The sequence below is a fragment of the Echinimonas agarilytica genome, assembly GCF_023703465.1.
Lineage (GTDB): Bacteria > Pseudomonadota > Gammaproteobacteria > Enterobacterales > Neiellaceae > Echinimonas > Echinimonas agarilytica.
Window position 1 is genome coordinate 314380 of sequence record NZ_JAMQGP010000002.1, and the last position, 24922, is coordinate 339301.

A 24922-nucleotide genomic window follows, 5' to 3' on the forward strand; every position below is an offset into this window, starting at 1 on the left:
ATAACTATGAAAACTCTTTGCATGCTAATTGTTGTTTTATTTTCTGCGAATTTATTTGCGGGCGATATATATATTGAAAAAGATAATAAAGGGAATCCGTTGTTAGTGGTGTCAGTCCAAAATGAGTTGGTCACTGAGAAAATCTCGATTGGAAAACTTTCATCCAAAGCGAATACCTCGCCGTTAGCTGTATTGAATGATTTTTATTATTGGGCTTATAGAAATGACATCAAGCAACTGATGTCTCTTTTTTCAAAAACTGATGGCAGCTATATTCGCCTGGAAAATAAAGCTCAGGATGGAAAGTCGCCCTATAACAACTTTTCAAAATTAACTGACGTTAACGTGAATGAGCAGTTCTCATGGGGAACCTATTCTATTTACAGCGTGACTTGGATTGTGGGTTCTAAAAATTACCAATGGCTTGATGCGATTAATTGCAATAAGGGAACCTGCACGTATAGCGATTTTCTGCTGCGTTTTACGCCACTTGAGTCAGCTGTTTCACATGTGATCTCAGGCAAAAATAACTCTCTGCCCGTTGACAAAAGTAAGCTTAAAAAATTTACTGCTTTTCCTAAACGCTCAACGTCGAACCCTCTAGAAGTGAGTTACACGTTTGAGAGTGACGTATTTTCACTTTCATCGGAAGATGAAATGCGGAAAGATTTCGTGCTTAATCTGTATTTTAGAGCACTTAAAAAAGCTCAAGAAGCACCTGAAAAAAAAGTCGATGTGAAACGCTATTGGAACATCTCTGGTGAATCTGAATTCATCCCAAGCTATTCCTATTCAAATGGGAATATCAGAGTGCAGGACTATCAATTACGCGCATTTGATTTGCGTTTTTCATCTTATGAAGACGTGAACGTGTTAGGGCGTATTCCATCAGCAGAGAGCGATTTTTACCTTTGTAAAGGTCGTCTCGCTGAAGGGCAAAGCGAGTTGTTTTTTGTTCCTGTTTTGGACAACAAAATATTTGTACCAACGAAACCAAATGTGATTTGGAACTTTATTAATACCATAGAGTTTGCAGCACACATTAATACGGCTTCTTATTTGTGACAGGAATTGTTGTCGTCACAAAATATTAATTATAGCTATCGGGTTTAATCGATTAGATCGGATAGAACAAATTGCTAGGACAAAGGAAAGGGACCGAGTGATGAATAAGGGATTAGGAACGTCGAAGTGGATGATGGCTGTAGGCCTTGGATTATCCACTTTTACCATGAGTTCACACGCTTTTACGCTCAACGATAAGTGTGTTATCAACATCTTAAACCGAACCATTCAAGTCAGTGAAGACGGTGGTTGGGCGCTTCCTAATGTTCCCTCTAATATGGGACAAATTCGAGCTCGTGCAACCTGTATTCTCGATGATGGTCGAACCATCTCGGGACAAAGTGATTACTTTAACGTTGTTCGCAATGCCGTCACCAAAGTTGGTGATATTGAGTTTGAAGCACTAGAACCCATTCCCACGTCGCTCCATTTTTCTTCAACAGAGACGCTTTCCCTTAGCGCAGTTGATGAAACATTCCAACTCTCTGTCACTGCTTTTTACGCCGACTCGAGCGTCAAGGATGTGACCTCGGGTGACACAGGTATCAATTATTCCAGCACCAATAGCGCCATTGTAACGGTGGATTCCAATGGTGTGGTGACGGCTCAGTCAAATGGTGTAGCCTTGGTGAGTGCGCGTAAAGACGGCGTGTTAGCAAGTCGACGCGTTGCTGTGACGATTGGCGGCGATCTGGATGGCGACGGTATTCCTGATGAAGTGGAACGCGAGTTAGGTTTAAACCCAAATGATCCAATTGATGCATTAGAAGACCAAGATAAAGATGGTTTGTCCGCAATTGATGAATATCTAGCGGGTACCGACATGTTTAACAAAGATAGCGATGGCGATGGTATCGACGATCGTGAAGAGCTGGAGGCTGGCGACGATGGTTTTGTGACCAACCCACTGCTTGCCGATTCAGATGGCGATGGTATTTCAGATGGCCTTGAGATTTTAGGTGGTTCAAATCCGATCGATGCCACCAGTGGTGATTTAGCTGATTATTTAGATTTTATCGTTGCAGCGCCAGAAAACCTTTTTCTTACATACAATGCAATTGACGGTGAAGCTAGCGGGCAATTAACAGTTACAGGCTACATGCTCGATGGCTCAGCAGTTGACCTGACTTCCCAGTCATCGGGTACACGCTATAGTGTGGACGATATCAGTATTGCCAGCTTCGGTTTGACCGATGGTCAGATTTTCGCAGGGCAATCAGGGTCGACCAAAATCACCGTGACAAATGATGACAAGCAATTTGTTGTAGACGTCAATATTAATGAATTTGAGCCAGTTGCACAGGCCGCGCTTGCGATTCCAGGTTATGCCAACAACGTCGATATTCAGGGCAATGTGGCCTATGTTGCAGCGGGTAATGCAGGTCTTCAAGTTGTAGATGTAAGGGACAGGAAGAACCCTGCGATTGTTGGGGCTGTTGATACATCCGGCACTGCTATTGATGTCAAAGTGGTAGGCGATGTTGCCTATGTGGCGGACGGAGAATCAGGTTTGCAGCTGATCGATATTTCAGAGCCGGAATCACCCATTATTTTATCGGTTCTTGATACTGCTGATATTGCACAAGATGTAGCGATTAAGGACGATTTTGCCTTTGTTGCAGATGGCCGCTCTGGTTTTGAAGTTATCAATGTTGCGAACAAGAATAAGCCTTTCAGCGTGGGGGCTTCTGAACAAATCACAGACGTTAAAGGAATTGCGGTAGAAGGCAAATACCTTGCCGCTGTCGGCGGCACATCGTTGGCCTTATTTGATATCGAGGATGTCACCAACCCGATTCGTTTGTCCGCCGTGAATATTGGTACTGTGAAAGACGTAACTATCGACAACGGTTACATTTACGTTGCTGCTTATTCGACGGGCTACCGAGTATACAAGATCGGTGATGATGGAAGTTTAGAGTTGAAAGGCGGGGATCGGACCTTCGTTCCGCGTGATGTTGCAGCGACCAATGGCTTTGTGTTCTTTGCAGAACAGTTGTTTCCAAATGTTGTGGCTTATGTAAATACCAAAGACGCCGAAAACCCATTCTTCCAAGACACCATTAACTTGAGTCCTTTGGGAGACTATGCCGGTACAGGTCTTGCGCTCGATGCCACCCATGCCTTTATTACCGAGGAGCGTTTTGTCGTTAGCAGTGATTACAAAGCTTCCGGAGACAGCAAGCTGTTCATTGCTCAATACCGTGAGTTAAGCGATTTAAATGGTGTCGCGCCCACGATTACCATGACGGCTCCTGCAAAAGATGGCGTGACGGTTGAGGGCGCTCGCCTTACGCTTGCAGCCAATGCACAAGATGATATCGCAGTGGCTCGTGTCGATTTTTACGTGAACGAAGAGAAAGTTGCACAGGATACAACCTTCCCTTATTCCATCCCGTTCACTGTGCCGTTAGATAATGAACACATCGGTATTAGAGCGGTTGCATTGGATTTAGCGGGTACAGAAACTGAAACTCCGTTGATCACTTTGGAAGTTCAAAATGATGAAGATTCAGATGGCCTAGGCGATGAGGAAGAAATACAAACATGGTTGTCTGACCCTGCAAACCCTGATTCGGATTCTGACGGATTAAACGACGGTGAAGAAATTGCCCGCGGCACCGACCCAAATAAAGAAGATTCGGATGACGATGGTATTAACGATGGCGATGAAGTTCGCGATGGCACAGATCCGACGAACCCGGATGTGACGGCGCCAGTTGTATCGTTAACAGAGCCTGCGGCCGATGCCACAGAAGTGCCTGAAAATACGTCTATCGTGATTAGTTTTTCTGAAGTGTTAACTAAAAAATCGGTTCGAGCCGCTTCGGTCGTGGTGCTTGAAGAAGGCATATTACCGGTGGATGGAACCGTGAAACTGATCGGTGGCGATCAGCAGTTGCTGTTTACACCTTCCGGTTTATTGTCAGATTACACCCCATATACCGTCACAGTCTCTGGCGTGCGTGACACGGCAGGAAACGAGTTAGCTGAAGATTACAGCTTCGAATTTGAAACGGGCAATACGGTCGATACTGTTCGGCCGACGGTTGCGGCTATTAACCCAGTGAATAATTCAGTTGACGTTCCTGTGAATGCTGCATTGGTTGTGACCATGAGCGAGCGTATCGACCCCGATACGATTACCAATGATTCATTTTACGTGCTCGATACTTCGACCAATTTGAGAATTGAAGGCCTGATCGATGTCAAAGATGATAGTCAGTCGATCACTTTTACGCCGAATACAGCTTTCTTAGTCGGGCGACGTCATCGCGTGTATTTGTCATCTGAAGTTCGTGATTTGTTTGGCAACCAAATGTCGGCGCGCAGTTACTACTTTACCACTGCCTTCGAAGCCGATGGTGTTGCTCCGACAATAACCTCAACAACGTTGACTGACGGACAAACGGGAGTTCCTACAAATACCAAGTTGAAAGTGCGTTTTGATGAGGCCATTAACAGTTATTCAATTAAGAGTATTGAATTACTCAGCAATGGTGTTGCCGTGGCGGTAACGCAATCAGCAAGCAATGACCTTAAGCAAGTAACAATTAGTCCTAAATTGAACTTAGAGCCAAATACTAACTACACGCTAATAGTGGATGGTTTATCGGATCTGAGCGGTAACTTACTTGCTGTGCCCACTGAGATCGGATTTACCACATCTGATGGCACGGATACACAAACCGGCAGCCGCCAACAGTACAGTCCTCGCCATGGCGCGGTTGATGTTGGACTGAACGCGGTGATTAGCACGACGTACAGTGAGCGCATCGACCCCACAAGCTTGGTGAGCAATACGTACTACGTGACGAACCTGACCGAGAATCGTCGCATTGCGGGAGCGCTGAGTTTGAGTGCGGATGGACGTCAGGTGACGTTTACACCGGATGAGCTGCTCCAAGCTGGGCATCGTTATCAGGCATTGGCAAACTACGGCACGTTTATGTTGGACTTAGCGGGCAATCGTGTGGGCTCATACGAGAACATCACATTCACTGCCGGTGATGCAGAAGATGATGCAGCACCGCAAGTGTTAGTGACGAACTTAAGCGCTGAGACCACCGAAGTGGCGGTGAACACGCCAGTGAAGCTTCGCTTTAATGAAGAGCTTGCACCGTATTGCGTGTCGAGCGATACCGTGACGCTGACCGGTAATGCAGGAGCGGTTGCGGGTACGGTGAGTTTGAGTTCAAATCGCCTTGATGTTGTGTTTACGCCGAGCGCGCATTTAGCGGCTGGAGTTGAATACACCTTGAGTATCGATGGTGTGTGTGACGCCTCAGGCAATGCATTGACGGGCCAAGCAGTAACCTTCGAGACATCGGCTGTGGGCGAAATGGATACGACCACACCTCGTGTATTGTCAATTGTGCCGTCATCAGGCTCCCAAGATGTGAGTGTTTCAACTCGTATTGAAGTGACCTTTAGCGAAACATTAGATGTGTCGAATGCGGCAGAGATTATTCGCATTTACGCCAACGGCCAAAGCGGCGAAATCGCGGGTGATTACGCGTTTGATAAAAATGTCATGACCTTCACTCCGGCCCAGGTATTGCCGGGTGATACGCGCATTAATGTGCAGGTTTATCACGTTAAAGATAGGGTTGGAAATTCAGGTTGCTGCTGGAATTACAACTTCCAGACCGAAGCACAGTTTGATACGGACGCACCGATGGTGACATCGATTACACCGCGTGACGGGGTGATGGATATTGGTGTGAACACACCGATAGTGCTGACGTTCAGTGAATCGTTAAACGCCGCGACAGTGACCAACAACAACTTCAAGTTGTACAGCAACGGCAGCATTATAACGCCAAGCGTGTATCGCTCAGCTGATGCTCGCACGGTGACGTTGCGTGGCACATGGCCTGCAGGTCAATCGGTGTCAGTGATTGCCACGAACAACGTGAAAGACTTAAGTAATAACGCGCTGAGCGACTATGTGAGTTTGTTCAGTACCGCGGTGGTTGATACAGATACCAGCCGTCCGAGCGTGTCTCGCTTGTATCCAAACAGTGGTGCGACGAATGTTCCGTCGGTGGATAGTATCGTGATGTACACCTCAGAGCCGATGGATGAAAGTACATTGAACGATGCGTTCCATGTGGCTGAAAATGGCGTGATAGTGAATGGCCGTTTAGAGTTGACGGCTCAAGGTCAAGCCATTGAATTTACGCCAGATGAGGCTTTTGCTGAGAATGCCTTAGTGCATGTGTATTTAGACAGCACGGCACGTGATGACTCGGGCAATGCGGTGAATCAGTATCAAGGTCATTTCCGCATGGCTACGAGCGCTGCCACGGCGGGCGTGCGTCCAAGCGCGAGTGCTTATGTTCCAAGTAACGGCAGCCAGAATGTCTCGTTGAACCCAACGATTCAGGTACGTTACAACCAGTTGATGGATGAAGATTCAATTAACGACAGCTTGATTGTTTTACGAGACAACACAGGTGCAGTGATCGCTTCTGATATTTCACTGGATGCGGATGGTCAAACGGTTCACATTAAGCCGTTATCATTGCTGGCCGCCGACTTGTATCACTACGTGAGTTTATCGAGCAATATTCTGGATGCTGACGGAGACCGTCAAACTTGGAATCGTAGCTTTAGCTTTACCACAGGCGCAGATGCTGTTGAAGACTTGCAGCAGCCGATGGTGATTGCTATGAGCCCGGCCGAAGGGATGACAAATGTTGCCTTGAACCCGCGCTATCATGTTCGTTTTGACGAAGCGGTTAACCCTGTTTCATTCGCGAGCGAATCGTCAATGAGCGTATCGTTTGCCGCGAGTAATCAAGAGATCTTGTATCACCGTTACTCGCCATTAGCTGCGAATACGGCGTACCAAGAAGAAGTTCCTGAAGTGAAGGACTTCTCTGGCAACCTTGCAGTCAATCATCAAGTGTCATTCAGCACAGGCGAAAGCCCTGATTTGAAAACACCGAACTACGCCACGTATCGTCCGGTATCGAATAGCACTGTTGCTGTGAATAGCAGTGTGAAATGGGTGATGAACGAAGTCATTGATGCCGTCTCAGTAAGCAACTCCACGGTTTATGTGCAAGATGTTGATAATGGCTGGGTACGTGTTGCAGGTCAGGTATCACTGGATACAGATGGTCAAACGATTCATTGGGTGCCAGAAGAGCCGTTACCGGCAGGGCGTCGCTATTACGCTTACTTGTCGAGCGTGACGGACATCAGTGGCAATGTGAATTCTGCCGATGCATTTTACTTCTACACCAGTCTTGAAGAAGACTTGGAAGCGCCACGAGTGGTGAGCACCTCGGTCTTTGATGGACTGGCTGGCGTGCCAATCAATGCTCGCTTGCGTATCCAACTGAATGAAGCGGTGAATGAGCAGATGCTCGATGATGTTTATGTGAGTGTGAATGGTGAGAAACAAGCCGTGAACATGAGCTTCAACAGCGCGCGCACTTTACTGACATTGATTCCAAAAACCTTGTTGCCAAATGATACCGAAGTGCTGTTGCATGTCGGAGGATTAACGGACTTGTCAGGTAACGAGCAAGACTCAGCGATAGATATCCGTTTCACGACTGAGTTTGGTATCGATGTGTTAACCGGCAGCCGCCAACAGTACAGTCCTCGCCATGGCGCGGTTGATGTTGGACTGAACGCGGTGATTAGCACGACGTACAGTGAGCGCATCGACCCCACAAGCTTGGTGAGCAATACGTACTACGTGACGAACCTGACCGAGAATCGTCGCATTGCGGGAGCGCTGAGTTTGAGTGCGGATGGACGTCAGGTGACGTTTACACCGGATGAGCTGCTCCAAGCTGGGCATCGTTATCAGGCGTTGGCAAACTACGGCACGTTTATGTTGGACTTAGCGGGCAATCGTGTGGGCTCATACGAGAACATCACATTCACTGCCGGTGATGCAGAAGATGATGCAGCACCGCAAGTGTTAGTGACGAACTTAAGCGCTGAGACCACCGAAGTGGCGGTGAACACGCCAGTGAAGCTTCGCTTTAATGAAGAGCTTGCACCGTATTGCGTGTCGAGCGATACCGTGACGCTGACCGGGAATGCAGGAGCGGTTGCGGGTACGGTGAGTTTGAGTTCAAATCGCCTTGATGTTGTGTTTACGCCGAGCGCGCATTTAGCGGCTGGAGTTGAATACACCTTGAGTATCGATGGTGTGTGTGACGCCTCAGGCAATGCATTGACGGGCCAAGCAGTAACCTTCGAGACATCGGCTGTGGGCGAAGTGGATAACTCAGCGCCTCAATTAGTTTCGATTTCACCGGAGCATCGCTCTGTTGACCAGCCGCTCAATACGCCGATAGTGATGACATTTGATGATAGTCTCGATACTAGAGACATCACTGCGAACGTCAGTAGTGCTCAAATTCGAATTTATAGTGGCTCTAATTATTATGATGGAACCTTTAATGTCATCGAAAACGAAGTGACATTTACACCGACCAATCCATTACCGGAAAATACATCGGTTACTATCTATCTGCGCTATGTACCTGATCGTGTCGGCAATACAACATGTTGCACTAGCCGATCTTTTACAACAACGTCGTTATAAGGAGTGGGTATGACTGTGCTCAATAACAAATGGCTGCTCGCATTAGCGATCGCATTCACTGGCGTTTGTATCTTTTACTTCGCAGGCCAGTCTTCAGACGAAGCTCAGCAAAAGCCTTCACAGGAGTCGTCGGCGAGCAGTACGTTGCAAGCCTTGGACAACGGTGATGATGAGGCATTGCCTGATTATCGACATGAAGTTCACCCCTCAACAGTTGAACAAACTGTAGAAGTGGACTTTGATGCTGATGCACTTCTGGCTCAAGCGGAGCAAGGAACACAATTAATGATTGAAGAGTACAATCAGGTATTGGATGATCCTGAACAGCGTGAACGCATTGAGGCCGACTATAAAGAATCAGGTGAAGATGTAAAAAAAGCGCTTTTAGCAAAAATGAAGCGTGGTGAACTGTGAGTCGGTTATGGGCTGTCGTTTGCCTTTGTGCAGCCATTTTTCAAACATATGCCAAGCCGTTGTTGATCCCAAGCAAAGAGTTGCATTCTGAGTTCTTAATTGAAGCCTGGAAGCCAAATGCCCCCAGTATTGTGGTGTTTAAAGACCCTAATTGTGGGTATTGCATTAAAGCGTTGCAAAACCTCGAACGGTATCAAGACTTCAATGTATTCATGTTTTGGTCACCTATTTTGGGTGCGTCTAGCGTTGCCAAAGTGAATGATATTTTTGAATGTTCAGATCCATTGAGTCTGGATGTATTTTCCGCCGTGGTTAATCGGCAGCCAGTGTTATGCAACGATGCTGATGGGGGTAAAACGCTTAGGCTTCGTACTTTAAATGATGCAATGATCTCTAATTATGACCCAAACTCAGTGCCGTCTTATTACTTTGGAGGGCAGCGCGTTAATGTGTCATCTTTAGAACGCTTTCAAAAAGATATCATCCGCAACATTATGCCAGTTCAGCTTGATTGGAGTCGATATGAGCCCATTCGCATCGATCAGCAAGGTCACCAAGGCTTAGCCAATGCCATTGTGTTTATGCCGGCCTCAAGGCCAAATAAAGTTGATGTAGCAGCGCTATTGAAAAACGATATACGTTATAACTGGTATATCGCAGGAGAACAATGCGAGGCGTCAGCTTGCGATCAGGACATACATGCGAAAGCTTCTTCTGAACTTCGATTACTGTTGAATGTGACCAATACCGAACAACCTACAGTGGTAATTAACGGTATGGTAATACAACCAGAGCGTTACGCGTATTACCTGCATGCTGATGTGATTGATACGTTACAAGGGCTCACTGCTGGTTAACGTGAGTTAAATCATGACCATTAAAAAGGCGCCGAATGGCGCCTTTTTGCTTCAACAATGCAAGTCGTACGATTTACCTGAACATGGCTGAAATTGATTCTTCGTTACTCACGCGGCGAATGGCTTCAGCCAATAAACCTGACATGGTTAATTGACGAACAATCGGTAATTTAGCCATATCTGGATGTAGTGGAATTGTATCGGTCACAACCACTTCATCGAGCACAGAATCTTTTAAGTTGGCAACAGCTGAACCAGAGAAAACTGGGTGTGTTGCGTAAGCAAACACACGCTTAGCGCCTTGTTCTTTGAGCGCTTCAGCAGCTTTTGCTAAGGTGCCGCCGGTGTCGATCATGTCATCAACTAAGATACAGTCTCGGCCAGAAACTTCACCAATGATATTCATCACTTGGCTAACGTTTGCACGAGGTCGACGCTTATCGATAATTGCTAAGTCGCAATCGTCCATCAGTTTGGCAACTGCGCGAGCACGAACAACACCACCGATATCAGGTGAAACGATGACAGGTTTGTCAAAGTCGCGGCTCAGCATATCTTCGAGAAGGATAGGGCTGCCGAATACGTTGTCCACAGGCACATCAAAGAACCCTTGAATTTGCTCGGCATGCAAGTCGACTGTTAAAACACGATCGACGCCTACACTCGAAAGGAAATCAGCAACCACTTTGGCTGTGATTGGCACTCGAGTTGAGCGAACGCGGCGGTCTTGGCGTGAATAGCCGAAGTAGGGAATCACAGCGGTGATGCGGCCGGCAGATGCGCGACGCATGGCATCAACCATGACGATGAGCTCCATGAGATTGTCATTTGTTGGGGCACATGTGCTTTGAATAACAAAGACATCTAATCCACGAACGTTTTCTTTAATCTCTACGGCGATCTCGCCGTCACTGAAGCGACCAACGGTGGCTTGGCCTAACCGAACGTACAAGCGGTCGGCAATCTTCTGGGCGAGTTCTGGTGTTGCGTTACCAGCAAAAAGCTTCATATCGGGCACGATGTTAACCTCGGGGTCGTCGTTGCCTGGTTTCAGAAATGGCTGGGGTACCAGGATTTGAACCTGGGAATGGCGAGATCAAAACCCGCTGCCTTACCGCTTGGCGATACCCCATCACAATTATTTGATGCACTTTATAGCCTGATGCAAAGGAGAAATATTGCAACCTTTACAAACAAAACCTGTCATTGAACTTGGTAATCTTAGCAGTGCCTGATGAGCATGTGAGGCTGAGTCGAACGCAGCAAACACACAACTCCCAGTGCCCGTCATTCTGGACGGCGCATATTCTACCAACCAGTTCAGGGCCTTTTCAACTTGTGGATGCGTATCACATACAATTTGTTGACAATCATTGCCTACTTTAGTCATATCGAGGTCAGTGGGCGCTAACTTGGGAGTGTCTCTGGGTAAGTCTTGATGCGTAAATACGTCGACGGTGCCAACATGAACGCCAGGATGAATCACCAAATAAGTACACTCGGGTGGTTCCATATCAGTAAATTTTTCGCCCACGCCTTCAGCAAATGTTGCTTTGCCATGAATGAAAATAGGTACGTCGGCGCCGAGTTCCAATCCAATTTTTGCTAATGCCTCAATACTCAAATTTAAAGCCCACAACAGGTTACAAGCCATCAGCGTGGTTGCTGCATTCGAGCTTCCGCCGCCAATACCGCCTCCCATGGGCAAGCGTTTGACTAATTCAATATCGATGCCTTTTTGGCAGCCCGTTTTTTGCTGCAATAAGCGGGCTGCTTTGACTATCAAATTGTCATTGTTTGCAACACCATCGATTGGGGTGTTGAGGCAAACATTACCATCATCCCGAACGGCAAAGCTCATTTCGTCGCTGTAATCAATAAATTGAAACAAAGTTTGAAGCTCATGATAGCCGTTGGCTAAACGGCCATTCACGTGCAAAAACAAATTTAATTTCGCAGGGGACGGGAGAGTGATTGAATTCAACATTGAGTTATCGCCACTGGTGAATCACCAGCTTAATGGTGAGCTCTGGGTGTTTTAGGGTAATAGTCGAGGGCAATGCAGGCATTGATTTAGATTCAGGGTAATACGCATTATAGGTAACTTTCCATTCATCACCCCAACCTTCAAGTGTTTGGTTAAAGCCTAAAAGGTGGCCGTTGGCATCGAGTGACATATTGGAAATATGGTTGGGTTCTGCATTGCCTGTGAGCCACTGAGTCATCGCTGAAATAGGCATTTTAAACCCGCTTAATTGCCAAACTAAAGTAGCAAGAGATGATCCGGTATGCTCTTGTCCATCGGCCTTAATACGAGCAATAGCCCCAGATTGTTCCGCCTCAAGTAATGTTACGCCAAGCATATTACTGAGTATTAACTTGGAGTGAGTCGAGTGATGCGCCCAGTTCATTCGTGTGCTTTGGCGGTCATCCGGTGTGATAATGGCAATTTTGCCAGATGCATGCCATTGCTCAAGCTTGTTGAGAGCATGACGGTGTGCCACGTATTTTGACATAAGCTCTGATGTGACATTGACATGTGTTGAATCTGGAGGGAGTTCGGGAGAGAACAAAGCACAGCCATTAAGTGTTAAAAAAAGGGCGAGTAAGAGGCAATGCTTCATGCAATTTCTGGGTCTTTGATCGTTTTGTGCAAAGAGTATAACAGCGCAGATAAGTGCTTTCACTAACTCGATAGCGAACTTTGGTGATGAGAATATATTTCATATTAAACGTTTTCACTCAGCAGTGAATTGTTAATTTCTTTTCAATGAAGCACAAAACAGTGGGCGATGGGATGAATGCTCACTTTAATTACGGGGCTGTTTTGACGTAGAATGCAATTATAAATCACAATTTATGTGTGACATATAATATTGAGTAAGGTGGGCAATAGGCCTGACTTTAACGATAAATAAATGAGCTGAATGCCAACGCGCGTTCAGCCGCCAGTAGAGTTAGGTCCAGATTAAACAGTTATGGCATTAATTGCATTGGGAATTAACCATCAGACAGCACCGGTCTCGTTGAGAGAACGCGTGGCGTTTGATCCTGACTGTTTGCCCGATGCATTAAAGCAACTTCAAATGCGCCAAGGCTGCCAAGGTGCAGTGATTTTATCGACCTGTAATCGGACAGAACTTTATGTGGAAGATGAAGGCTCGCCAGAGCAGTTGCTCGATTGGTTAGTGGCTTTTCATCAGGTTGATCGTACAGAACTCGAACAGCACGTTTACGCCCTCAAAAAAACTGAAGCGATCAGTCATTTGATGTGTGTTTCGGCTGGCTTAGACTCGTTGATCTTGGGCGAACCACAGATTTTAGGGCAAGTAAAACAAGCGTATGCACAGGCAAAATCGCTTGATACTGTAAGCTATTTACTCGAGCGATTGTTTGACCGAGCGTTTACCGTCGCCAAACAAGTTCGGACTCAAACCGACATTGGTGCAAGTGCGGTATCTGTCGCCTACGCAGCGGTGAATCTTGCAAAGCACATTTTTGGGCAATTGGACAAAGCCAAAGTGTTGTTGGTTGGAGCTGGTGAAACTATCGAGCTTGTCGGAAAGCACCTTCAAGATCAAGGTGTTACTGAATCTGTGGTGTCAAATCGAACACTGGCAAGAGCATCAGCATTGGCGGATCAATTTAATGGTCGGGCAGTGACGCTGCATCAGTTGGGCGATGAATTGAATAAAGCTGACATTGTGATTAGTTCAACGGCTAGCCCAATGCCCATTGTGGGTGTGGGCGCTGTAAGTACGGCGCTTAAAGCACGTCGTCGGCAGCCCATGTTGCTTGTTGATTTAGCCGTGCCGCGCGATATAGAGCCCGAGGTAGGGGACTTGCGAGACGCTTATTTATATACAGTGGATGATTTGCAAAACATTATCGCTGACAACATGTCTTCACGCGAAGCTGCGGCCAAAGAAGCCAATGCAATGGTGCAAGAGCATGCCAAATTATTCATGCAATGGGTGAGAGCGCAGAAGTCGGTCTCGGCCATTAAGCAGTATCGTCAACAAGGTGAAATGAACCGAGATGAATTGGTGAATAAAGCCTTGTTGTCGCTCGACAATGGTCAACCCGCCGATCAAGTGGTCCGTGAGTTGGCTTACAAATTGACGAATACCCTGATGCATCCCACCACAAAAGCGTTGCAACAGGCTGGAACCGAACAACAGTCACAACGACTGGCACATCTCGCAGACAGTCTTGGACTGGCTCTTAAGAAAGACGAGCATTAGCTGCTCGCATACTCACATATCAGGTTTTCATGAAACAGACGATAGTCACCAAGCTCGAGACTTTGATCGAGCGCTATGAAGAATTGCAGGCGTTACTAGGTGACGCCAGCATTATTGCGGATCAAGAAAAGTTTCGCGCTTTGTCAAAAGAGTATTCTCAACTCGAAAGTGTTGTGACCTGCTACCAATCGCTTCAGCAATCCGTGTCGGACTTAGAGTCCGCCGAAGAAATGCTGCAAGAAGATGACGAAGAAATGCAAGAAATGGCTAAAGAAGAGATCAGCGAAGCCAAAACAACCATTGAAAGGCTCGAGCAAGAGTTAGAGGTGTTGTTGTTGCCGAAAGATCCAAATGATGCGCATAACTGTTATTTGGAAATTCGAGCCGGTGCCGGTGGTGATGAAGCCGCTATTTTTGCAGGTGATTTGTTTCGCATGTATAGCCGCTACTGTGAGACGCGCAAATGGCGTGTTGAGGTGGTCACTGCCAACGAAAGTGAACACGGCGGATTTAAAGAAGTCATTGCACATATCACAGGTGATAGCGTGTATGGTCAGTTGAAGTTTGAATCGGGCGGGCACCGTGTTCAGCGTGTACCAGAAACTGAAAGCCAAGGCCGCGTACATACGTCTGCATGTACCGTGGTAGTGATGCCTGAAATTCCAGAATCTGAAGCCATTGAAATCAATTCAGCAGACTTAAAGGTTGATACATTCAGGGCTTCTGGAGCGGGTGGGCAGCACGTTAACAAAACTGATTCAGCCATTCGTATTACACACATTCCTTCAGGCGTTGTTGTGGAATGTCAGGAAGAACGTTCTCAGCATAAAAATAGAGCTAAGGCGATGTCTGTGCTACAAGCTCGCTTGCAAACGGCTGAAGATGAAAAGCGTCAATCAGAAGAAACATCTATGCGTCGTTCGTTAGTCGCCAGTGGTGATCGATCTGAACGAGTTCGAACTTACAACTACCCTCAGGGGCGTGTGAGTGAACACCGCTTGAACTTAACTTTGTATCGACTCGATGAAATTATTAACGGCGATTTAGATCCACTGCTGACTCCTCTCATGCAAGAGCACCAAGCCGATATGCTTGCCGCGTTGGCTGAAGGAAACCAATAATGCGCTTAGACGACGCATTGGCTTGGGGCGCTGGAATGCTAAAAGAGCATGAAGGTTCAGTTGATGCAGCAGTCTTGATGATGCATGTGTTGCAGCAGCAGCGAAGCTACTTATACACATGGCCTGATAGCCAATTAACGGCCGATCAGGAAGTTCGCTATAAACAGTTGGTGGCTCAACGCAAATCGGGTATTCCCGTGGCACACTTAACTGGAAATAGAGAATTTTGGTCTTTGCCATTACAAGTGGATTCCAGCACATTAATTCCGCGTCCAGATACTGAATGCTTGGTGGAGTGGGCTTTGGAGTTATTGCCTCGCAAAGCTTCTCAAGTATTGGATCTAGGTACTGGTACCGGGGCTATTGCACTGGCGCTTGCCAGTGAATGCAATGCGTGGAAAGTGATGGCATTAGAACAACAAGCTCAGGCCGTCGCATTGGCTCGAGCGAATACTCGCTCGCTTAATTTACAGGCTCAAGTAGAAGTATTACAAAGTAACTGGTTTAGTTCCTTGACGGGCTCAGGTACCTTTGATCTGATTGTGAGTAACCCGCCTTACATTGCAGAAGATGATAAGCATCTTGATGAGGGGGATGTGCGATTTGAACCCAACTCGGCATTGGTCTCTGGGGCGGACGGGCTCGATGATATTCGACACATTATTCAGCAAGCTCCAAACTACTTAGCACATGGAGCCTGGTTATTGCTCGAGCATGGCTTCGAGCAAGGGCCAGCTGTTCAAGAGTTATTGACAAGTAATGGCTACAAAGAGATGCAAACGCGCTCAGATCTGGCGGGTAATCCGCGAGTGACCGGTGGCGTATGGCAACCCTAAATTCAATCAACCCGAAACAGGGATAGTTACTATGTATATGGGATTTAAACACCTTCACCTCACACTTGTTGTGGTGTCAATATTACTGTTAATCATTCGATTTGTTTGGTTGATGCGCGGCAGTCATTTACTACAAAAAAAGCTATTCAAAATCATGCCTCACGTGGTGGATACCTTCTTATTACTGACCGCAATTGGCATGGTGGCTATGGTTCCTTGGTTGGAGCAGGGCTGGCTACAAGAGAAGCTAGTGTTAGTGCTGGCGTATATCGTTCTTGGGTTCGGTATCTTTAAGCTCGCAACAAGTAATGTGGGCCGAATAGGTTGTTTTGTTGGTGCGATGGCGTGTGTTGGACTGATTGCAAATCTAGCTCGTACCAAAGTGCCATTCTTACTCGGGTAAAGTGTGTTGAAGTTGCACGCAACAGCTTCAACATTGATGTCTTGATTACGTTTAGGAGCGTACAGATATGCACCAAGCACTCATTACCAATGATGCCGTTGTTTTAGGCTTATTGGCTGTAATTTTGGGGGGTGTGTTTATGACTCATGCCAGTCCTCATCCTTTTTGGAAACGCTTCTATACCTTTATTCCTGCTGTGCTTTTGTGCTATTTCATCCCATCGTTATTGAATACATTTGGCATCGTCGATGGACATGAATCTAGTATGTACCACGTATCAACGCGTTACTTATTACCAACTTGTTTAGTGTTGCTGACGTTGAGTATCGACTTCAAAGCTATTATTGGTTTGGGGCCGAAAGCGTTAATTATGTTCTTAACCGGTACCGTTGGGATCGTTGTGGGTGGACCTATTGCGATTTTGATCATGTCAATTATATACCCTGACGCAGTTGGCGGACAGGGACCCGAAGCGGTCTGGAGAGGCATGACGACAGTTGCTGGCAGCTGGATTGGTGGTGGTGCAAACCAAGCCGCTATGAAAGAAGTCTACGAAGTTGGCGATAAAATATTTTCGTCGATGGTAACTGTCGATGTGATTGTGGCCAATATTTGGATGGCTTGCTTGCTATTTATGGCGGGCCGAGCAAAGCAAATAGACGCTAAAAATGGCGCTGATAGCAGTGCCATTGAACGCTTAAAAGATAAAGTTGAAGCGTATCATGCAGAACACTCCCGCATTCCCTCGGGCGTTGATTTGATGAAAATTACGGCGGTGGGCTTTGGCGTTACAGGGCTTGCTCATTTGGGTGCCGACTTCTTGGGGCCCTGGTTTGCCGAAAACTATCCTCAGCTGAAACAATATAGTGTGCATAGCACCTTCTTTTGGTTGGTGGTTATTGTCACGACTGTAGGCTTGTCGTTGTCGTTCACTAAGGTCAGACATCTTGAAGCGGCCGGTGCGTCTAAAATCGCTTCGGTCATGATTTATATTTTGGTGGCTTCTATTGGCTTACATATGGACGTGACTGCCATTGTTGAGTCGCCCCAGTATTTCGCCGTGGGTATGATTTGGATGGCGATTCACGCCAGCTTGATGTTGCTGGTCGCGAAGAAAATTAAAGCCCCGCTATTTTTTATGGCGGTGGGTAGTCAAGCAAACGTTGGCGGAGCGGCTTCCGCTCCTGTTGTGGCGTCTGCATTTCACCCGTCACTTGCGCCGGTTGGTGTGTTATTGGCGGTATTGGGCTATGCCCTTGGAACATATATGGCTTGGATGTGTGGGCAACTCATGCAAATCGTTGCTCCCTAGTCATTGAATACACTTAGACTCTCTATTTTATCTCGCGATACGAGAAACAAGGAATAACGATGCAACATAAAACGGTGAAGGTTCAGTCAATTGAAGTGGCGAACGATAAACCATTCGTATTGTTTGGTGGTATGAATGTATTGGAATCACGCGATCTTGCTATGTCTATGGCGGAACATTACGTGAAGGTCACTGACAAGTTGGGAATCCCTTTCATTTTTAAGGCATCTTTCGACAAAGCTAACCGTTCATCTGTATTTTCCTATCGTGGCCCTGGTCTTGAAGAAGGAATGAAGATCTTCCAAGAGATTAAAAGCACCTTTGGCTGCCCTGTGATCACTGATGTTCATACCGCAGAACAAGCCGCGCCTGTGGCTGAAGTGGTTGATGTGATTCAGTTGCCAGCTTTTTTGGCACGTCAAACTGATTTAGTTGAAGCGATGGCTAAAACAGGTGCTGTGATTAACATTAAGAAACCACAATTCTTAAGTCCTGGCCAAATGAAGAACATTGCTGAGAAATTTGCTGAATGTGGAAATGAACAGCTCATTTTATGTGAACGCGGCAGTAACTTTGGCTACGACAACTTAGTAGTCGACATGCTTGGCTTTACACAAATGATTGAAGCAACAAAAGGGTTGCCTGCGATTTTTGACGTGACCCATTCTCTGCAATGTCGCGATCCTTTGGGCGCAGCTTCAAGCGGCCGACGTTCTCAGGTCACTGAATTAGCTCGCTCGGGCATGGCTGTTGGTTTGGCTGGACTGTTCTTGGAATCACACCCTGATCCAGATAACGCGAAGTGTGATGGCCCGTCTGCATTGCCTTTGAGCAAATTAGAAGGCTTCTTGAGCCAAATGAAAGCAGTGGATGATGTGGTCAAAAGTTTGCCTGCGTTAGATACTGTAAATCCTTAATTTTGTATTGAATTGAGACCAAAGCCGGAGTTTTTTGCTCCGGTTTTTTTATGGCCTGAGCGCTACATTTTCGTCAAATAGACTGTCTATTGAGGTTCTCGATTTCGAAAGCAACAGCGCTTAAATAATATACTCACTCAATAAAATTCCTCTTTAAACTCACAAAATCTAATATTTGCCTGCCTGCTTTTTAGGGAGTGAACCATACTCAATTATCAAACCATTAACTTAAAGGCGTGTCGATGGGACAGAAAATACCTAAATCAGAGAGCAATTCACTCGTTCCCATTTTTGCTGGAGGGGGGACGCGCCTTCCTGCTCATATCGGTATTCTGGCCGCTTTAAATGAAATGAATATTAAATTTGATCGGATTGTTGGTGTGTCAGGTGGGAGTATTATTAGCTCATTTTACGCCAGTGGAAAGTCGTTGGACGACATTCGAAAAATTGCTCTGAGCACCGACTTCGAGCAATTTAAGGGCTTTTCTCTGCTGAGCTTACTCCGCAATGGCGGGCTGTGCTCGGGAGATAAATTTGAAACCTGGCTTGATCAACAGCTAGATGGAGCTCGTTTTGATGACCTTCCTCTTGATCTACATGTGGTGGCTACCGATGTAAAAAGCGGTAAACCCGTGGTATTCGACCGCCGGCATACGCCAATGGTTAAAGTCTCCACAGCGGTACGTTACTCAATGTCAATTCCATTGATCTTTGCCTTCAAACCCTATGAAAAGCATCTAATGGTAGATGGTAGCATCCTTTCTGAAGATGCGTTGCATCGAGATTGGGCTGAAGATGGTACTCCTGTTGTTTGCTTTAGACTTCGTGGTGATGGCGATGAAAAGCCCATTGATACCAGCGGCCTATTTCCTGTCGTCAACTATGTCTTATTGTTGATTAGAGCTTTTATGACCACCATCAGTCGAGAGTACGTGAATGATAAGTTTTGGCATAGTACTGTGGTGGTGAATACAGGAAATACATCGCCCGTTGATTTTCAGTTGAGTCAAGAAGATAAACTCCGGTTGTTTAGAGCGGGTTACAACACGGCAATGGATGTGGTTCCAGCAAAAATCCTACGCTCTTCAAACGTGAAGGGCTTTATGGCGAGTGCCTAACGTACTTCAAAACCTATTCTTATCAATGTTGATGACGTGTGCCGCTTAGTCCTCTCTAGGCTGTATCAATGGAGTCATTGGTCAACTAGCGTAAGGTCGTGAGGCGTGCCCTTTACGCGTTTCGCGATTATTTGCACTCTAATTCCTATCAATTCATAAGCTTGTTTTCACAACACTCCCATCTCGATTAAATCGATTTGTGTGAGTGTTTGAGGGCATGCCTTATTTTCATTTCATGACATTGGGAATATTTCATGACTAGCTTATCCATGCTTGATTGGTCGGTAGTTGCTGCCTACTTTTTGATCATTGTGGCGGTTGTTTATTTCAGCTCGCAACAACAAAAAACAACATCAGACTATTTTCTTGCTGGGCGGCATGCGCCTTGGTTTGTGGTCGGGGCATCTTTGTTTGCGTCCAATATCGGCTCTGAACATATCGTGGGTTTGGCGGGTAACGGCGCAATTAATGGGCTAGTGATGGCCCATTGGGAATTGCATGCTTGGGTAATGGTATTGTTGGCTTGGGTATTTGTGCCGTTCTACTACAAATCTGGCGTGTTCACCATGCCGGAGTTTTTGGAAAAACGTTTCGATACGCGCTCGCGTTGGGTGCTGACCATTGTGAGCTTGGTGGCTTATGTGTTCACTAAAGTGTCCGTGACGGTCTATGCCGGTGCGTTAGTCTTCAAAACTCTGCTACCCGATACCTTTGGAACGCCCGACAATGCCTTTTGGGTTGGCGCTTTTGCGACGGTTATTTTAACCGGTATTTACACTGTGTTTGGTGGCTTAAAAGCCGTTTTATATACCGAGGTCGCGCAAAGTGTGCTGTTGCTGATTGGTTCTGCATTTATTACTTACATTGGTCTAGAGCAGTTGGGAGGATGGGGTGAGCTGAAAACCATGGCGGCAGCCAATGCGGATACATTTGCTCTTTGGCGGCCGCTGTCTGATCCCGATTTTCCTTGGTTGGGAGTGATGATTGCCTCCCCGGTGATCGGTATTTGGTATTGGTGCACCGACCAATACATTATTCAACGCACGTTGGCGGCGAAAAGTTTGAAAGACGCGCGTCGCGGAGCTTTATTTGGTGGTTTTTTAAAGGTGTGGCCGGTGTTCATCTTCTTAGTGCCCGGTTTGATCGGTTGGGCATTGCATCAAAAAGGTATGATGATGATTCCAACCAAAGGTGAAGGCGCGATCGATGGCGATCAAGTGTTTGCAACAATGGTTGCTTCACTTTTGCCTGAAGGCTTAAGAGGGTTGGTGGTAGCCGGCTTACTGTCGGCATTAATGAGCTCGTTGGCTTCGCTTTTCAACTCTTGTTCAACTTTGTTTACGGTGGATATTTACCAGCGCCTAAAACCAGAGAGTACCCAATCGCAGTTAGTAAATGTGGGGCGTATTGCAACGCTGGCAGTGGTGGTGGCGGGAATGATTTGGATTCCTGTCATGCATAAAATGGCCGGCGGCGGTATTTATAAATATCTGCAAAGTGTGCAAGGCTACCTTGCGCCACCGATCACCGCGGTATTTCTGCTTGGACTCTTCTGGAAACGTATTAATGCCAACGGTGCATTCTGGGGAATGATGATTGGATTTAGCTTGGCCTTAGCCAAATTAATGCTTGAAGCGCTTTGGGATAATGGCATTAAAGTGACAAGTCTTGAGTGGTTTATCGACATCAACTTCCTTTACTATTCGGGCATACTATTGGCTCTCAGCGCCTTGTCGATGGTGATTATTTCCTACATGGGAACAGCTCAAAACATCGATGAGATGGGAGGGGCGACCTATAGTGCGTTAACCGATGACGACAAAGCCGAAATTCGCGCAAGTTGGAACCGGTGGGATGTGATTGGCACAATGATTGTGATGGGCTTGGTACTGACGATTTACCTCTATTTCAGTTTTTGGTTGGGGTAAATTATTACCTTGCTCTTTAACACTGCCAAAGATAGGCCCTACAAAGAGCGTTATATTTGACCGATGAGAAAGCAGCCTTGATGGTTGCTTTTTTTATGCCCGTAAAATGCTGTGATTTTTGTTTATAGTCTCACACCGGAAGACTCGAAGCGTGGACTTTTAAAGGGATGGCGTTTACTCTGCGACTGTAAACAACTTGTAAACAGCCTTATTTTACGTGCGCTAAAAGAATAAAAATAAAGAGATTCAATGTACTCGGTTTATAAAATTTTATTGTTGTTGATTCGGAACTCTCCGCTGTTTGACCTGAAGGGCTTCAGGAATATTCGTTGGGGGCTTTATCGCCGCTTATTCAAAAACCCGATGATTTATGCGGCCGAAGGTGCGGTGATCACCACTGCTCATCGCAACCCACACAGTCACTTTACTTCAAAGGGTAAGCTGAACATTGGCCAGTACGCTTACATAGACTATTCGGGCGGCATATCGATAGAACCCGATGTAGCGATATCGGAACATGCGTCTATTTTCACACACGATCATGACGTCAATGGGGCCAACAAGAATTGGGCATTAAACCAGATCCAATTTTCATCGCTTCATATTGGTCAGTATGCCTGGGTGGGCGCAAACGCAATTGTGTTGCCATCCGTATCTGAAATTGGCGAAGGAGCAATTATTGCGGCGGGTGCCGTATTAACAAAAAACGCAGAACCCTATGGTATTTATGGTGGTAATCCAGCCAAACTCATCAAGATGCGTCATGTTGCAGAAGATTAACCTAAAGCTTGTTGTAGCATTCGGTCTATATGGAACAGGGTTGTTTGCATTGTTGTTGGCAGATTTAATGATCTCTGCCTTTTGGACTGAGACGCAAATAGCAAATTGGGCTGAATTCAAATCATTGCTGTTTATTGTTGGTGGGCTCGCAGCTTTGGGTTGTGACCAAGCGGTGTTGCGATTTCAACACTCAGGAATGAGCATTATTCGCTACATGGTTCCACGCTCCGCATTATTTATTGTGATAGCGACAATAGGGTATGCCCAGTTCAGCGATGATGTTGACATCGCAATCGCAATGAGTGCGAGCCTGTGTTTTGCGTTACTTTCTCTTTTTGCAGGAAATTTTAGAGCCTCTCAACTTTTTGTTCTAAGCCAGCTGAGCACCCAAACATGGAAGATCTTGCTGTTGTTTATGCTGCTCGCCAGTTACTTCTTTTTACCTGAATTACAGCTTCAGCAAATACTTGTTGGTGCCCTAGCTGCCGCAGTGGCATTCGCTATTGTGATGGGGTGGAAAACGCTGGCGCAACAAAATGAGGCCGTGGACCGCAAAGAACTGCAAACTATCGGTGCGTCTTTCATGCTGCACAATGCCACTCTTGTCACTGCTATTTACGGCGAGCAGCTCATCTTAAATACATTATCTGGAGAACAAGCTTCGGTTGCTTTGTTTCGTCATGTTGCAGTGTTTACACCTATCGCTCTGGGGTTTAGCGGTTTTGCTGGGTTTGTGATCGCACCCAAAATAAGAGCAATGCAAGTCATAAAACCTTATCAATATCGACGATTCCTGTTTATTTCAGGGGGAGTGGGACTTGCGACTGTTGGATTGTCATTGGTTGTTGGCTTAGGCATTCATTATTTTGTTTTTCTTGATGATTTTGAGATATTTTGGCCGTTGGTTGCTGTGATGATGGGAACATGCTGGTTGCGTGCTATTTATGTCGTTCCTTCCAGCGTGATTGGCACACTAGCCGATGCGGCTATTTTACGTCGCACTGCACTGGCAAATTGGTTGTTTTTGGCACTGTACTTGATCGTGGCAGTGATTATTGTTGGCCAACTGAGTGTGCTTCATGCCGCATTAGCGGTGGCAATCCTGTCATTTTTGAATTGGTGTTGTCGCATTGCATATGCAAGTTACTGTGCGGTAGTGCATGTGTCTGTGAAGGAAAATTATAATGAGTAAGCCTGTTTATATTGTTGCGCCAGTGTCTTCTTTGTCACTGAGAACGCGTTTGTTGAAATTGGCTAAATTTGTTCATGGCGATTTAAATCGGCCAATTTCCTTTCATGGTTGGGAGCGAGAGCCTGGCGAGTCCGAGGAAAAATATTTAGATTTTCAGATCCAATCGTCAACGGTTCTCAAAGGGGCCGGTTATGGCGGACAAAAAGTAAAAATCTACTATGTATTTTGGATGCTGAAAGTATTTTTCTTGGGATTGAAATTGCCAGCTCGTTCAACCGTCTGGAGTTTGGGATTTGAGTCTGCTTTTCCTTTAGTCATTGCATCTTTATTCAAAAAACACCGTGTTATTTTTGATGATGCAGACCGTTTTTCCATGTTATTCAAACTTCCATTTGGCCTGACGCGCGTGGTGCAAACACTTGAAAAATATTGCTCCCACCATTGTGCCGTTCATGTGGTGCCGGGTCGAAGCCGGTACCAGTTTCAAAGTACGAAATTTTATGAACTAAAAAACCTTCCATCGGCTTTTGAGATTACTGAATCAAAGTCTCTAGATATTAAATTTCAACGCGACTCAAACCGGCTTGTGATCAATGTGAATGGTTGGTTAGCGTCACATCGGGGACTTGAGCAAGCATTAGCCCTGGCTAAAAAAGTGGAATCACTACCCATCGACTTTTTGCTGGTTGGAAAGTTACAAGCGGAAATGACCGATGCCATTGAGGCACAATCCAATATGACGTGGGTCGGGCAGGTTTCAAATTCAGAGTCGTTAGCCTACTACCAGCAATCTGATTTGGTGCTGACTTATTACGACCCAGCGCAGGAAATTAATCGTCACGCCGAGTCGAATAAGTGGGGCGATGCTTTGGCACTCGGAATCGGAATCATTGTCAATGAAGAAGTGCTGACGGCACATCATTTACGCGATGCCAATGTGGCTATATCTTGCCCTTATCATGATGTCGAAACCTTGTTCGAACATGTCACGGAATTGGTAAAACAACCGCAAAAATTGGTCGAACTCAAGCAAAACGCATTGGCTTATTACCAACAACAAGGTGGTTACGAAGAGAAGGTCAAGGGCGTATTTAATACCGCTGAAGGAGCCACCGAATAATTCGGCGAGAAACTCAGATTTTAGTAACAGCATTTGCGA

18 protein-coding genes and 1 tRNA gene are annotated in these 24922 nt (G+C 46.2%); 15 read left to right on the forward strand and 4 right to left on the reverse strand.

The window, feature by feature from the left end; all coding sequences use genetic code 11:
* The first annotated feature begins 21 nt into the window (after positions 1-21).
* The 4 genes from NAF29_RS05750 to NAF29_RS05765 all read left to right on the forward strand — a co-directional run bounded on the left by NAF29_RS05750 (position 22) and on the right by NAF29_RS05765 (position 9912).
* Positions 22-1065 carry a hypothetical protein gene (locus NAF29_RS05750; RefSeq protein ID WP_251260540.1) on the forward strand — a complete coding sequence of 348 codons (1044 nt, stop codon included), beginning with the start codon at positions 22-24 and terminating at the stop codon, positions 1063-1065.
* A gap of 100 nt (positions 1066-1165) precedes the next feature.
* Complete coding sequence (locus NAF29_RS05755; RefSeq protein WP_251260541.1) at positions 1166-8641, forward strand: Ig-like domain-containing protein; 7476 nt, start codon at positions 1166-1168, stop codon at positions 8639-8641.
* 9 nt (positions 8642-8650) lie between these two features.
* Positions 8651-9055 (forward strand): hypothetical protein, encoded by a 405-nt coding sequence (locus NAF29_RS05760; protein ID WP_251260542.1) that lies wholly within the window; start codon positions 8651-8653, stop codon positions 9053-9055.
* Positions 9052-9912, forward strand: coding sequence for a thioredoxin domain-containing protein (locus NAF29_RS05765; protein WP_251260543.1), 861 nt, complete (start codon positions 9052-9054; stop codon positions 9910-9912). The genes NAF29_RS05760 and NAF29_RS05765 overlap by 4 nt, the downstream gene beginning before the upstream one ends.
* 73 nt (positions 9913-9985) lie before the next feature.
* Here the strand turns inward: NAF29_RS05765 and NAF29_RS05770 are convergent, their stop codons facing one another.
* The 4 genes from NAF29_RS05770 to lolB all read right to left on the reverse strand — a co-directional run bounded on the left by NAF29_RS05770 (position 9986) and on the right by lolB (position 12536).
* Positions 9986-10930 (reverse strand): ribose-phosphate pyrophosphokinase, encoded by a 945-nt coding sequence (locus tag NAF29_RS05770; RefSeq protein WP_251260544.1) that lies wholly within the window; start codon positions 10928-10930, stop codon positions 9986-9988.
* 39 nt (positions 10931-10969) lie between these two features.
* Positions 10970-11044 (reverse strand) — tRNA-Gln (locus tag NAF29_RS05775).
* Between the two features lie 6 nt (positions 11045-11050).
* Entirely contained in the window at positions 11051-11899 is an 849-nt protein-coding gene (gene ispE, locus NAF29_RS05780) for a 4-(cytidine 5'-diphospho)-2-C-methyl-D-erythritol kinase (RefSeq protein ID WP_251260545.1), read from the reverse strand.
* Between the two features lie 4 nt (positions 11900-11903).
* Positions 11904-12536, reverse strand: a complete 633-nt coding sequence (gene lolB, locus NAF29_RS05785; RefSeq protein WP_251260546.1) for a lipoprotein insertase outer membrane protein LolB — start codon at positions 12534-12536, stop codon at positions 11904-11906.
* A gap of 354 nt (positions 12537-12890) precedes the next feature.
* On the opposite strand from lolB, the gene hemA reads away from it, so the two are divergent.
* The 11 genes from hemA (at position 12891) to NAF29_RS05840 (ending at position 24883) form a co-directional block, all read left to right on the forward strand.
* Positions 12891-14156 carry a glutamyl-tRNA reductase gene (hemA, locus tag NAF29_RS05790; protein WP_251260547.1) on the forward strand — a complete coding sequence of 422 codons (1266 nt, stop codon included), beginning with the start codon at positions 12891-12893 and terminating at the stop codon, positions 14154-14156.
* Positions 14157-14185: 29 nt separating this feature from the next.
* Positions 14186-15277: a peptide chain release factor 1 gene (prfA, locus tag NAF29_RS05795; RefSeq protein ID WP_251260548.1), complete on the forward strand. Its 1092-nt coding sequence runs from the start codon at positions 14186-14188 to the stop codon at positions 15275-15277.
* Complete coding sequence (gene prmC / locus NAF29_RS05800) at positions 15277-16113, forward strand: peptide chain release factor N(5)-glutamine methyltransferase (RefSeq protein WP_251260549.1); 837 nt, start codon at positions 15277-15279, stop codon at positions 16111-16113. Before prfA ends, prmC begins: the two co-directional genes overlap by 1 nt.
* A 31-nt stretch (positions 16114-16144) precedes the next feature.
* Entirely contained in the window at positions 16145-16516 is a 372-nt protein-coding gene (locus NAF29_RS05805; RefSeq protein WP_251260550.1) for a SirB2 family protein, read from the forward strand.
* 67 nt (positions 16517-16583) lie between these two features.
* A complete protein-coding gene (locus tag NAF29_RS05810; RefSeq protein ID WP_251260551.1) occupies positions 16584-17828 on the forward strand; it encodes a DUF819 family protein in 1245 nt (414 codons plus the stop codon).
* Between the two features lie 59 nt (positions 17829-17887).
* Complete coding sequence (kdsA, locus tag NAF29_RS05815; RefSeq protein ID WP_251260552.1) at positions 17888-18745, forward strand: 3-deoxy-8-phosphooctulonate synthase; 858 nt, start codon at positions 17888-17890, stop codon at positions 18743-18745.
* A gap of 242 nt (positions 18746-18987) precedes the next feature.
* Positions 18988-19863, forward strand: a complete 876-nt coding sequence (locus NAF29_RS05820; RefSeq protein ID WP_251260553.1) for a patatin-like phospholipase family protein — start codon at positions 18988-18990, stop codon at positions 19861-19863.
* Between the two features lie 254 nt (positions 19864-20117).
* Positions 20118-21791 (forward strand): sodium:solute symporter, encoded by a 1674-nt coding sequence (locus tag NAF29_RS05825; RefSeq protein WP_251260554.1) that lies wholly within the window; start codon positions 20118-20120, stop codon positions 21789-21791.
* Between the two features lie 249 nt (positions 21792-22040).
* Positions 22041-22571, forward strand: coding sequence for an acyltransferase (locus NAF29_RS05830; RefSeq protein WP_251260555.1), 531 nt, complete (start codon positions 22041-22043; stop codon positions 22569-22571).
* Positions 22555-23763, forward strand: a complete 1209-nt coding sequence (locus NAF29_RS05835; protein ID WP_251260556.1) for a hypothetical protein — start codon at positions 22555-22557, stop codon at positions 23761-23763. Before NAF29_RS05830 ends, NAF29_RS05835 begins: the two co-directional genes overlap by 17 nt.
* Positions 23756-24883 carry a glycosyltransferase family protein gene (locus tag NAF29_RS05840; protein WP_251260557.1) on the forward strand — a complete coding sequence of 376 codons (1128 nt, stop codon included), beginning with the start codon at positions 23756-23758 and terminating at the stop codon, positions 24881-24883. Before NAF29_RS05835 ends, NAF29_RS05840 begins: the two co-directional genes overlap by 8 nt.
* The last annotated feature ends 39 nt before the right edge of the window (positions 24884-24922 follow it).